Genomic DNA, 12058 nt, shown 5'->3' with positions numbered 1-12058 from the left:
TCGCTGCCTGGTGCGCGGACCGCTCAGGCCTGTGCGGCCTCGTAGCGATCGATCACGTCCTGGGCGATGCGCCCTCGGTTGGACACGTCCAGGCCCGCCTCCTCGGCCCAGGCGCGGACCGCCGTCAGGTACTCGCGGCGACGACGCCGGTCGTCGCCCACGGAGGCCCGCGACGCGGCAGTCGGGCGCGGGGTGGAGGAACGGCTGACCCGCCGCCCGTGCTCGATGTACTCGGCCAGGGCCTTGCGCAATGCGTTGGCGTTCGTCTTGCGCAGGTCGATCTCGTAGAGCACGCCGTCCAATGCGAATGCGACGGTCTCGTCGGCCTTCTTGCCGTCGATGTCGTCGGTGAGTGACACCGTGGTGACGGAAGCCATCGGATGTTCCTTTCACAGGAAATAACGGGTCCGGTCGGACGAGGAACTGCGGCACCACTCTAGCCCGACCCGGGACGCCGGCGATACCAGCCGTTCGGGGTGTCGTCCCTTTTCCCGTTCCGGTGGCCCGGTGTTCGCAAGTGCCGGTCCGGGATCATGGCAATGGTGTGACGCCAAGCCGTCGCCGCACGGTTTTCCCCTGCACCTCCCAGCGAATTCCAACACTGTTTTGCCGCCCTGTCATCCGGGGGTTGTGCATGCGACTCCGGCGGTCCGGCGAAAGAACGGAATTCCCAGCCTCCTCGACACCTGTTGCCACTCGGTCCATCTCGACCCGGCGCTGGCGCCGGGGTGGAGGCACCGACGGGCGGTGGGCCACCGCGACGAACCACCGCATGCGTACCCCGGTCTTTCGGGAGCACATTTCGATGACGGATCAACGGGCATTTTCGGACCCATCCGGGACCCACCGGCGGTGCCGTCGGTCACACGTCGGGTGATGTGATCCGATCCGGCCGGCGCAACGCCACGGCGATGCGGTACCGAAGGCGATCGGCGGGTACAACGTTCGCATGGCGAAAAGCGAGCGGCCCGATCCGGGCACCGGTTCGACGACGACGGACGGGCCCGATCCGCGGCGGTGGCGGGCGCTCGCGGTCTGTCTCATCGGGAGCTTCATGGTGCTGCTCGACGTGTCGATCGTGACGGTGGCACTGCATTCCATCACCGTCGGCCTGGACGCATCGGCGGAGAGTGTGCAGTGGGTGCTGTCCGGGTACGCCCTCGCCTTCGGCCTGCTGCTGGTGCCCGGCGGCCGGCTCGGCGACATCCGGGGCAGGCGTGGCATGTTCGTGCTGGCGCTGGTGTTGTTCGTGGCCGCGAGCGTGCTGTGCGGGGCGGCGCCCACCGACACCTGGTTGGTCATCGCACGTCTGCTGCAGGGTCTGGCGGGCGGCCTGCTCACCCCTCAGGTGAGCGGCCTGATCCAGCAGCTCTTCCAGGGGGCGGAACGTGGCCGTGCCTTCGGGATGTTCGGCGCCGTCGTGGGTATCGCCACCGCCCTCGGTCCGCTGGTGGGCGGTCTGCTGATCGGCGCGTTCGGCGAGGAGCACGGCTGGCGGTACGTCTTCTTCGTCAACATCCCCATCGGGCTGATCGCCGTTCCGTTCGCCCTCCGCCTGCTGCCGGGGCGGTCGTCGACGTCGCGGCCGACCGGGCGGCGCCGCTACGACCCGGTCGGGGTGGTCCTGCTCGGTGCCGGCGTCGTCCTGCTCCTGCTGCCGTTCGTCCAGGAGCAGGAGTGGCAGGGGGCGGGGAAATGGCTGCTGGTCCCGGCCGCCCTGGTGGTGCTCACCGGTTTCGTGCTCTGGGAACGGCGGCAGGCCAGGGTCGGGCACGAGCCGATGCTCGACCTGACACTCTTCCGGCACCGCTCCTACACCGTCGGGATCGCGCTCATCGCCGCCTATTTCGGCGGCTTCACCACACTGTTCTTCGTCCTCACCCTGCTGCTGCAGGCCGGTGCGGGATTCTCCGCGCTGGGCGCGGGCCTGGTCACCGTGCCGTTCGCCATCGGCTCCGGGATCTCAGCAGCCCTGGCCGGCCGGGTGGTCAGCCGCATCGGCCGACCGCTGGTGCTGATCGGGTTGGTGCTGGTGCTGGTCGGCTTCCTCGGGGTGGCGCTGGTGGTGGACGTCGTCGAGGGCCCGGCGCTGGGCTGGGTGCTGGCCGTGCCGTTGCTGATCGGCGGAGTCGGCTCCGGGCTGGTGATCTCGCCGAACCAGACGCTCACCCTGGCCGACGTGCCGGTGCAGCAGGGCGGCACCGCCGGCGGGCTGCTGCAGACCGGGCAACGCATCGGGTCGGCCATCGGGATCGCGGCGGTCGGGTCGGTGTTCTACGCCCGGCTCGCCGAGAACCCGCAGTCCCCCGACTTCCCCGCCGCCCTGACCGCCGGGATGGCCGTTGCCGCCGGCTTCCTCGTGCTGGCGATCGTGGTCGGCACCGTCGACGTGGCCGGGGGGCGCCGTGAGCGGCTGCGGCGGGATCAGGCGAAGATCACGGCCTGACCGGAGGTGCCCGGATCGGCGCCGTCGGCCGGGAACCGGTCGGCTGTCCCGGCCAGCACCCGGCGGGCCGACCAGGCGACGGCGGCGGCGTCGAGCACGTCGTCCGGACCGCACTCCCGGCCGGCATCGCCGATGTCCTCGCCGATGTCGATCCCGGCCGCGGCGAGCAGACGGATCCGCTGCCGGATCCCGGACCAGCTCCGCTTCGACCCCGGCACGACCACCGGTATCACCGCGGTGCCGAGACGGCGGAAGGACAGTTCGGGGTGGATCTCCACCAGCGGTACGGGTGAGCGGGGCGCGAAGTCGTCGACGTCGAGGATCTTGTGCCGCAGACCGTGCGCCTGACGGGAGATCCCGGCTCCGGTGACCTCCCGGCTGATCCGGGTGGCCGCGGCATGGTCGGGCTCGAGAAGAGCGGCCCGCACGGGGGTCAGGAAGACCGAGGCCGCCCGGCCGGGCAGTGCCGCACGTGCGGCGAGATCCGCTGCGCGCACCCCGGTGTCGGACAGTCCGATGGGCACGTCGATGCCGATCAGCGCGGCGTCGCGTCCGAGGTCGGCGACGATCCCGGCGATCGTCGGGGCGAGAGCCGCACCGTCGAACCGGCCGTCGGCATCGAGCCGCACCGCCACCCACGAGCCGCGGCTGATGTCCACCCCGACCACCGGCCTGCTGATCCGTCCCGGCTGCACCGGACCAGTGTCCCGGATCATCGGCCGGACGGACCGGTGGCTACTCGTTGCCGCCGAGCCGCCCGCTGAGCCGGGCGTGCCGGTCCGCGCTGTGCGGATCCAGCCCTTCGATACGGACCTGCGACCCGTGCCGGCGGAACTTCTGCTCGACGGCGTCGAGCACCGCCACCGTCGAGGCGTCCCAGACGTGCGCCGCGGACAGGTCGATGACCACCTCCGGCGCCGGGTCGTGGTCGTCGAACTGCTGGTACAGGTCGTTGGAGGACGCGAAGAACAACTCGCCCCGCACCTGCCACCTGTCCACCACGGGATCGTCGCCGCTGCCCGTCGTCCGGACCCGCTCCACCGTGACCAGGTGCGCCACCCGGCGGGCGAACAGCATCAGTGCGAGCAGCACGCCCGCGATCACGCCGTAGGCCAGGTTCTCGGTGGCCACGGTGACGACGACGGTCAGCACCATCACCGCGGTCTCGCTGCGCGGCATCCGGCGCAGCGTGGACGGCCGGATGGAGTGCCAGTCGAACGTGGCGATCGACACCATCACCATGACGCCCACCAGTGCCGCCATCGGGATCAGGCCGACCACGTCGCCCAACGCGACCACCAGCACGAGCAGGAAGGCGCCGGCCAGGAAGGTCGAGAGACGGGTACGTGCACCGGATCTCACGTTGATCATGGTCTGGCCGATCATCGCGCAGCCGCCCATGCCGCCGAAGATGCCGGTGATGATGTTGGACGCACCCTGGCCCCAGGACTCACGGGTCTTGTTCGACCGGGTGTCGGTGATGTCGTCCACCAGCGACGCGGTCATCAACGACTCGAGCAGCCCGACCAGCGCCATGCCGATCGCGTACGGGGCGATGATCCGCAGCGTCTCCAGCGTGTACGGCACGTCGGGCAGCACCGGCACGGGCAGGGTGTCCGGCAGCGCACCCTGGTCGCCGACGGTCGGCACGGTGATGCCGACCAGCACGGTGAGCCCGGTGAGCAGCACGATGGACACCAGCGGTGACGGCACGGTCCGGGTGAGCCGGGGCCACAGGTAGATGATCGCCAGGCTGGCCGCCACCAGCGGGTAGACCGCCCACGGCACGTCCCACACCTGCGGCAGCTGGGCCAGGAAGATCAGGATCGCCAGCGCGTTGACGAACCCGACCATCACGCTGCGCGGCACGAACCGCATCAGCCGGGCCACACCCAGGACGCCGAGCAGGATCTGCAGGACGCCGGCCAGCAGCACGGTGGCGATCAGGTACTGCAGGCCGTGCTCACGGACCAGGGGCGCGATCACCAGGGCGACCGCCCCGGTCGCGGCGGAGATCATCGCCGGCCGACCGCCGAGGAACGCGATGCCGATCGCCATGGTGACCGAGGCGAACAGCCCCACCCGCGGATCGACGCCGGCGATCACCGAGAAGGAGATCGCCTCGGGGATCAGCGCCAGGGCCACCACCAGACCGGCCAACGTCTCGGTGCGCAGCACCCGGGCGGTGGGCAGACGGAACCGGCGGGCGAGGGTCGGCGCGAGTGTGGCGTCGGGCATGCGGCAGCGATCCGTTCGGCAGTCGGTGGGGTGCTCGCGGAGGGATCCGGAGCGGCGCAACGGTGCGCGTCGCGGCGAACTCTACCCTCACGTAAGGGTAGAGATGACCATGCGGGCCCCCGGGCATGAGAACCTGACCGGATGACCGGGCCGGACCAGCTGATGCAGATCGGTGAACTCGCGGAGCGCACCGAACTGTCGCTGCGCACCATCCGGCACTACGACGACGAGGGCCTGCTCACCCCGTCGGCGCGCAGCACGGGCGGCTTCCGCCTGTACAGCTCGCAGGATCTCGACCGGCTGATGGTGATCCGCCGGATGAAACCGCTGGGCTTCAGCATCGACGAGATGCGGGACCTGCTGGACATCCTGCACCGACTGTCCTCCGCATCCACCGCGGCCGGCGAGATCGGCCCGCTGCGCGACCGGCTCGACGGGTTCCGGTCGGAGGCGGTGCAGCGACGGGACCGGTTGCGGATCCAGCTCGACCGGGCCGAGGAGTTCGTCGACACCCTGGAGGGCCTGGCCGGCGGCGACCGGGGACGGTCATGAGCAGGTTGCTGGTCGTGCACCACACCCCGTCCCCCGGCATGCAGGAGCTGCTCGAGGCGGCGCTGCGCGGCGCGGGCCAGGAGGGTCTGGAGTCGGTCGAGGTGCGAGCGGTGCCGGCCCTGGGTGCCGGGGTGAGTGACGTGCTGGCCGCCGACGGCGTGCTGCTCGGCACCCCGGTGAACATCGGCTACCTGTCCGGCGCCCTCAAGCACTTCTTCGACCAGATCTACTACCCGACACTGCTGGCCCGGCAGGGTCTCCCGTTCGGCGCCTGGCTGCACGGCGCCGACGACGCCACCGGGGCGCTGCGCGCGCTCGGTGGGATCACCGGGGGTCTGGGCTGGGAGCAGGTGGCCGCGCCGGTCGTGGTGCGCGGTGCGCCGCAGCGGCGGGACCTCGACGCTGTCGCCGAACTGGCAGCCACGGTGGCGGCGGTCGCCTCCGGCCTGCTCGACGACTGACCCACGCGCTCAGGCGTTCTCTGGAACCGGCGCAGCCGGTGAGGTCGACTCCTCGGTCACCCGGCCGCCCGGGTGCAGGAAGGCGAGCAGGAACGAGATCGCCAGCACCACGGCCATTCCGATGATGACGGCGCGGGTGGCCACCGCGAAGTCCATGGCGACGGCCTGCTGCAGTGCCTGCGGGATGCTGCCCGACGCGCCCGCGCTGCCACCTGCCCCCTGCGAGGCGGACTCGCCGGCGATCGTCGCAGCCTGGTCGGCGGGCACCCCGGCACCGATCAGCGTGCTGGTGAGCCGACTGGTGAAGACCTGGGACAGCAGCGTGCCCAGCACGGCCATGCCCAGTGCGGACCCGTAGTTGCGCAGGGTCTGCGAGATGCCGGTGACCTCGCCGTAGGAGGCGCCGATCGCCCGGTTCACCGCGTCGGTGGAGGCCGGGCCGAGGATGAAACCGATGCCGGCGCCGGACAGCACGATCGCCCACCACTGGGAGCCCAGGCTGAGATCGGTGAGCATCGACGCCCAGATCGCGAACCCGGCCGTGCCCAGCACGCCGCCGATCAGCAGACACGGCTTGGCGCCGCGGGAGTCGAGCATGCGGCCCGCCACCTGGGCGGCCGGAGCGAACCCGCCGAAGAAACACAGCAGGTACAGCCCGGCGTTGTTGGCGTCGTAGCCGAGGGCCACCTGCGCGTAGACGCTGGCGAAGAAGAACACCGGCACGAACGCGATCATCGAGAAGAACAGCACCGCGTTGTCCACCGCGAAGGCCCGGTCGTTGAAGATCCGCAGCTTGATCAGCGGATGCTCGGTCCGCCGTTCCACCGCGACGAACCACGCCAGCAGCACCAGACCGCCGACGATGCAGGCGATGGTGCGCCAGTCGCCCCACCCCCACGTGCCCGCCTGCTCCAGCCCGAGGACGGAGAACGCCATGCCGGCCGCGATCAGCACGGCCCCCGGCACGTCGATCGGTTCCTTGCGGCCGTGCGAGGAGATCCCGGCCATCACGGTGAGCACGACCGCCACCACGGCCACCGGGATGTTGATCCAGAAGATCGACCGCCAGGTCCACTGGGTCAGGTAGCCACCGGCGATGGGACCGATCGCGGTCAGTCCGCCGGAGACACCGAAGAAGATCGCCAGCGCCTTGCCGCGTTCCTGCACCGGGAATGACGCGACCACCACCGCCAGCGCGGCGGGGAACATGACCGCGGCCGAGAGTCCCTGCAGCGCACGGAAGGTGATGATCCAGGCGGAGGCCAGGTCGCCGGTCGGGGTGGCCCCGCACAGCGCGGACGTGGCCGCGAAGCCGATGATCCCGATCAGCACCATCCGCTTGGACCCGACCACGTCGGCCAGTCGGCCGAAGAAGGCGAACCCGGCGGCCAGCGCGACCAGGTAGGCGTTGATCACCCACTGCGAGCCGCCGCGGGACAGGCCGAGCTCGCCGGACAGGTCCGGGGCGGCGATCGCCACGATCGTCTGGTCGATGAACGTCATCGCCACCGCGAACAGCATCGCGGACAGCGCCAGCCAGCGGCTCCTCGACACCGGTTGCCCCGCAGTGCTCATGACAGGCTCCTTCGTGGGTGCGTGACGGTCAGCACCTGATCATGGGCCCGGCCGGGCGCGCTGTCATCCTCCGTTCGGCGGGTCGGCGGCGATCCGTGGTCACTCGCGGTGATCGGTGGCCGGGGCTGCTGTGCAGGTCCCCCTCCGCCCCGCACCACCGTGGATCACCGTCGGATGGTGGTGACGATGCGGACGACCGACGGCCGGGGCGGCACGGAGCCGAACCCGAAGCGCACCGGCGGGTCGATCGGCGCCGGTCCACCCAGCGACACGCCGTCGAGACTGCCGGTGGCGCCGGAGATCCGGTGCTGGTCCAGGGCGCCGTAGAACTCCGTCCGCCCGCCGCCGGCCGTCCCCCTGGTCCGGACACCGCGCAGCACCCGGCGCGCGACCGGGTCCAGCGTTCCCACCCACCAGGGCGCGACGGCCAGCTCGCGCGGTACGACCTGCAACAGCACGCCGAGGGCGGTGCGCCGGCCGGCGTCGAGGTCGAGGTCGAGATCGGTGGTGCGGACCGACCAGCGCCGCCCGGCCGGACCGGAGCGCCGGGCGTGAACGGGCTGCACCCGGACCTCGTCGAAGGTGTACGTGGCGGCGATGTAGTCGGCGACCGCAGTGGTGGGGGCCAGTAGAACCCGGTGACCGTAGGGCATCTCGATCATCACGTCGGCGATCGGTCCCAGCGGCGACCGCGGCCACACGCCGATCACGGTGCGCACACCGCTTGTCCAACCGATGCCGAGGATCGCGCCGTCGAAGACGTCGGTCCGGGATTCCGCCATGGTCCGGGTGTACCCCCCGGTGGCCTGCCGAACCGGGTGCCCACGGTCGGTGAGGACCGTACCCCGGCGCCCGAGGGCTCGTTCCGACGCCGGGGTACGGGTTCGTGGGACGGTGCCGTCCGGATCGGTACGACCCGGACGGCACCGTCAGTCCTGCTGCTCCAGTGCGTACTCCTCGTCGGTGAGCAGTCTGGAGCGGATGAGGAAGCGGACTCCCTCCGGTGCCTCGACCGAGAACCCGCTCCCCCGGCCGGGAACCACGTCGATGGTCAGGTGGGTGTGCTTCCAGTACTCGTACTGGAACGCCGACATCCACACCGGCACAGCACGTTCCAGTCCGACCTCCAGGTCACCGAGGAAGACGTCGCCGTCCCCGGTGAGGAACTCCCCGTCCGGGTAGCACATCGGCGCCGACCCGTCACAGCAACCGCCGGACTGGTGGAACATCAACGGACCGTGCTGCCCGGTGAGGCGGCGGAGCAGGTCCGCCGCCTCCTCGGTCACGTCCACCCGGGACACGAATGCCATCTCCTGCCGGGGTCTAGAAGAAGCCCAGGGCGTTGGGCGAGTAGCTGACCAGCAGGTTCTTCGTCTGCTGGTAGTGGTCCAGCATCATCAGGTGGTTCTCACGGCCCACGCCCGACTGCTTGTAGCCGCCGAACGCGGCGTGCGCCGGGTACTGGTGGTAGCAGTTGGTCCACACCCGCCCGGCCTCGATCTCCCGGCCGGCGCGGAAGGCCTGTGCCCCGTCCCGGGACCAGACACCGGCGCCCAGGCCGTACAGGGTCTCGTTGGCGATCTTCAGCGCATCGGCCTCATCGCTGAACCGCGCCACCGACACCACCGGGCCGAAGATCTCCTCCTGGAAGATCCGCATGTTGTTCTCGCCGGCGAAGATGGTGGGGGTGACGTAGTAGCCGCCGGCGAGGTCGCCGTCCAGCTCGGCCCGGCGGCCGCCGGTGAGCAGTTGCGCGCCCTCCTGCTTGCCGATGTCGATGTAGGACAGGATCTTCTCCAGCTGGTCGTTGGAGGCCTGGGCGCCGATCATCGTGTCGGTGTCCAGCGGGTTGCCCTGCTTGATCGCCTCGGTCCGGGTCACCGCATCGGCGAGGAAACCGTCGTAGATGGAACTCTCGATGAGCGCGCGGGACGGGCAGGTGCAGACCTCGCCCTGGTTGAGGGCGAACATGGTGAAACCCTCGAGCGCCTTGTCGTAGAAGTCGTCCTTGGCGGCAGCCACGTTGGCGAAGAAGATGTTCGGGCTCTTGCCACCCAGTTCCAGGGTCACCGGGATCAGGTTCTGCGAGGCGTACTGCATGATCAGCCGGCCGGTGGTGGTCTCACCGGTGAACGCGATCTTGGCGATCCGGCGGGACGAGGCGAGCGGCTTGCCGGCCTCCACCCCGAAGCCGTTCACCACGTTGAGCACGCCCGGCGGCAGCAGGTCGGCGATCAGCTCGACCAGCTTGAGGATCGACCACGGGGTCTGCTCGGCGGGTTTGAGGACGACGCAGTTGCCCGCGGCCAGCGCCGGCGCCAGCTTCCAGACCGCCATCAGGATCGGGAAGTTCCAGGGGATGATCTGCCCGACCACACCCAGCGGCTCGTGGAAGTGGTAGGCGATGGTGTCCGGGTCGATCTCCGAGATGCTGCCCTGCTGCGCCCGGATCGCTCCCGCGAAGTAGCGGAAATGATCGATGGCCAGGGGCATGTCGGCGGCCAGCGTCTCCCGGACCGGCTTGCCGTTGTCCCAGGTCTCGGCGATGGCGAGGTCCTGCAGGTTCTGCTCGATGCGGTCGGCGATCTTGTTCAGGATCACCGCGCGCTCGGCGACACTGGTGCGGCCCCATGCCCTACGCGCACCGTGGGCGGCGTCCAGGGCCGCCTCGATGTCGTCGGACGTACTGCGGGCGACCTCGGTGAACACCTTTCCGTTGACCGGGGAAGGGTTCTCGAAGTACTTGCCGCCGGCGGGCGGGACCCACTCGCCGCCGATGTAGTTGTCGTAGCGGGGCGCCACCGTGACGGTGCTGCCCTCGGTGCCGGGTGCGGGGAAGGTGGTCATCTGCGCGAGCCTCCGTGCCGGTGCCCACTCCTTCGTGGGCGATGTGCTGCCAGGCTAGGAAGTGTGACGTTGCAGCAACGCTGCGACTCACGTCCGTGAAACCCGGCAGTGCGCGGATCCGCCGCCGGTCGGAGATCCGTTGTACAGGAACGGTGGACGGCGGTCAGCGCGTCGGGCGGCGCGGGGCCACCCGCAGATCCGGTGCGCCGTAGAGGGAGTCGAGCCGGCTGACCTCGTGGGCGGCGACCGCGTGCAACGGGCTGCCCACCGGCAGCGCCCGCAGTTGCGCCTGCCACATGTCGAGATCGTCGGCACCCCAACGGGACCGGGTCCAGGCTGCCATCAGGTCGGCATCGCGGGAGGCGAGCAGGGCGGCCCGCAGCCGACCGGCCAACCGGTCCCGCCGCTCCACCACCCCCGGCGCGTCGGACTGCGGGAGCAGCGGCCCGCGGTAGTCCCGCAGCGCCTCCCGCACCCGCCCGGCGTCCAGGTCGGCGCTCACCGTCCGCCAGTCGAAACTCACGTCGCGGCTCAGTCGGTACGGCCGCGACTGCATGACGTCCTCGCCCAGCACCGCACGCAGCCGGGTGAGCTCGGCCCGCATGGTCGATGCGGCGACATCCTCTTCGTACAGCGCGATCCCGAGCTGGTCGCCGGACAGCCCGTCCGGGTGGTCGGCGAGGATGACCAGGATCTCGCTGTGCCGCGGGCTCAGTCGCACCCGGCGGCCGTCGATGGTGACCTGGCACTCGGGCAGGCCGAGCGCGTGCACCGTCATCGGCGCGGGCCGCCACAGCCCGGATCCGGCCGCCAGGCCGAGTCGGCCCAACTCTGCCTCGGCCATCCGGGCGGCGGCCCGCACCATCGCCAGGGTCTGCGGGGTGCCGATCGCCTCCCCGCCGGTGACGTCGACGATGCCGAGGATGCGCTGGGTCACCGGGTCGTGGATCGGCGCGGCGGCGCAGCTCCATGCCTGCACAGGGCGGCGGAAGTGCTCGGCGGAGGTGATCTGCACCGGGGCGTCGAGTAGCAGGGCGGTGCCAGGAGCGTTGGTGCCGGCCGCCGACTCGTTCCACACGGCGCCCTCCATGAAGGCGACGCGTTCCGCCCGGGCGAGCAGGGTCGGTGTCCCGCTCACCCAGAGCAGCCGTCCCATCTCGTCGCCGACCGCGAGCACGCTGTCGCACTCGATGGCGGCACGGCCCAGCACGTCGTGCAGGAGCGGGAACACGTGGGAGAGCACATGGGACTCGCGGTAGTCCCGCAGCTCGTCGCCGGCCAGGATCGGCAGGTCGCCGTACTCCACATCGACCCCGGCCCGGGCGCTGCGCCGCCACGAGTCCGCGACGAGGTCGCGGACGCGGCCCCCGACCGACCCCGACTGGAGGAACCGGTCGTGGGCGTCACGGAGAGCGCGGACCTCGTCCGCGCCGCTGGGCATCGTCGCAACCACGGTGCGGTCATCGTAGGTCGGGAACGCTGCAACAGCGCTGCGTGCGGGGACCGATTCATCCGGTTCGGTGTCGGTCCGTCGGCGACGAGCAGAGGTTGCTCCGGAGGTGGTCCGCGCTCGGTCGGTGCGTCGTTCCGGTGCGTCGGTCCGGTGCGGCGTCCTCCGGCACGACGGGCCGGGGATTGACCGACGTCGAACACGGGTACGAATCCGGGGTGCCGGGGCAGGCCCGGCATCGCACAGCCACAGGGAGGCCGACCGATGGCGGACCAGCAGACGCCCGACACCAACCCCGAGAAGGACCCGTCGGAGTGGGTCACCGGGGACGAACCGATGACCGGTGCCCAGGACTCCTACCTGCACACGCTGGCCCAGGAGGCGCAGGTCGAGGTGCCGGAGGACCTGAACAAGGCGGACGCCAGCCGGATGATCGACGATCTGCAGGAGCAGACCGGCCGCGGTCGCTGACGTCGGCGCACGTGGTCG

The 12058-nt window shown here is 70.8% G+C and carries 12 protein-coding genes; 4 read left to right on the top strand and 8 right to left on the bottom strand.

Annotated elements, in window-relative coordinates; all coding sequences use genetic code 11:
• Positions 1 to 23: 23 nt before the first annotated feature.
• Entirely contained in the window at positions 24 to 377 is a 354-nt protein-coding gene (locus GIS00_RS07790; protein ID WP_154767599.1) for a histone-like nucleoid-structuring protein Lsr2, read from the bottom strand.
• A 572-nt stretch (positions 378 to 949) separates the two neighbouring features.
• On the opposite strand from GIS00_RS07790, the gene GIS00_RS07785 reads away from it, so the two are divergent.
• Entirely contained in the window at positions 950 to 2446 is a 1497-nt protein-coding gene (locus tag GIS00_RS07785; protein WP_154767598.1) for an MFS transporter, read from the top strand.
• Here the strand turns inward: GIS00_RS07785 and GIS00_RS07780 are convergent.
• Together GIS00_RS07780 and GIS00_RS07775 are read right to left on the bottom strand one after the other, a co-directional pair.
• A complete protein-coding gene (locus tag GIS00_RS07780; protein WP_196073161.1) occupies positions 2425 to 3141 on the bottom strand; it encodes a DUF429 domain-containing protein in 717 nt (238 codons plus the stop codon). The genes GIS00_RS07785 and GIS00_RS07780 overlap by 22 nt on opposite strands.
• A 40-nt stretch (positions 3142 to 3181) precedes the next feature.
• Positions 3182 to 4684: a SulP family inorganic anion transporter gene (locus tag GIS00_RS07775; RefSeq protein ID WP_154767596.1), complete on the bottom strand. Its 1503-nt coding sequence runs from the start codon at positions 4682 to 4684 to the stop codon at positions 3182 to 3184.
• 141 nt (positions 4685 to 4825) lie between these two features.
• On the opposite strand from GIS00_RS07775, the gene GIS00_RS07770 reads away from it, so the two are divergent.
• Both GIS00_RS07770 and GIS00_RS07765 read left to right on the top strand, forming a co-directional pair.
• Positions 4826 to 5236: a MerR family transcriptional regulator gene (locus GIS00_RS07770; RefSeq protein WP_154767595.1), complete on the top strand. Its 411-nt coding sequence runs from the start codon at positions 4826 to 4828 to the stop codon at positions 5234 to 5236.
• Positions 5233 to 5697, top strand: a complete 465-nt coding sequence (locus GIS00_RS07765) for a flavodoxin family protein (protein WP_154767594.1) — start codon at positions 5233 to 5235, stop codon at positions 5695 to 5697. The genes GIS00_RS07770 and GIS00_RS07765 overlap by 4 nt, the downstream gene beginning before the upstream one ends.
• 9 nt (positions 5698 to 5706) lie before the next feature.
• Here the strand turns inward: GIS00_RS07765 and GIS00_RS07760 are convergent, their stop codons facing one another.
• The 5 genes from GIS00_RS07760 to GIS00_RS07740 form a co-directional block, all read right to left on the bottom strand.
• Positions 5707 to 7272 (bottom strand): MFS transporter, encoded by a 1566-nt coding sequence (locus GIS00_RS07760; RefSeq protein ID WP_230312925.1) that lies wholly within the window; start codon positions 7270 to 7272, stop codon positions 5707 to 5709.
• 164 nt (positions 7273 to 7436) lie between these two features.
• Entirely contained in the window at positions 7437 to 8054 is a 618-nt protein-coding gene (locus GIS00_RS07755) for a hypothetical protein (protein WP_154767593.1), read from the bottom strand.
• Positions 8055 to 8201: 147 nt separating this feature from the next.
• Positions 8202 to 8582 carry a DUF779 domain-containing protein gene (locus GIS00_RS07750; protein ID WP_154767592.1) on the bottom strand — a complete coding sequence of 127 codons (381 nt, stop codon included), beginning with the start codon at positions 8580 to 8582 and terminating at the stop codon, positions 8202 to 8204.
• A 13-nt stretch (positions 8583 to 8595) separates the two neighbouring features.
• Positions 8596 to 10119 carry an aldehyde dehydrogenase gene (gene adh, locus GIS00_RS07745; protein WP_154767591.1) on the bottom strand — a complete coding sequence of 508 codons (1524 nt, stop codon included), beginning with the start codon at positions 10117 to 10119 and terminating at the stop codon, positions 8596 to 8598.
• Positions 10120 to 10282: 163 nt separating this feature from the next.
• Positions 10283 to 11560 (bottom strand): GAF domain-containing protein, encoded by a 1278-nt coding sequence (locus tag GIS00_RS07740; protein ID WP_196073160.1) that lies wholly within the window; start codon positions 11558 to 11560, stop codon positions 10283 to 10285.
• Positions 11561 to 11833: 273 nt separating this feature from the next.
• Between GIS00_RS07740 and GIS00_RS07735 the strand changes: the two genes are divergently transcribed.
• Positions 11834 to 12040 (top strand): DUF3072 domain-containing protein, encoded by a 207-nt coding sequence (locus GIS00_RS07735; RefSeq protein WP_154767590.1) that lies wholly within the window; start codon positions 11834 to 11836, stop codon positions 12038 to 12040.
• Positions 12041 to 12058 lie beyond the last annotated feature (18 nt).

Origin of the sequence: Nakamurella alba, assembly GCF_009707545.1 — a bacterium.
Taxonomy (GTDB): Bacteria; Actinomycetota; Actinomycetes; order Mycobacteriales; family Nakamurellaceae; genus Nakamurella; species Nakamurella alba.
This window is presented reverse-complemented; position numbering and strand designations above follow the sequence as displayed.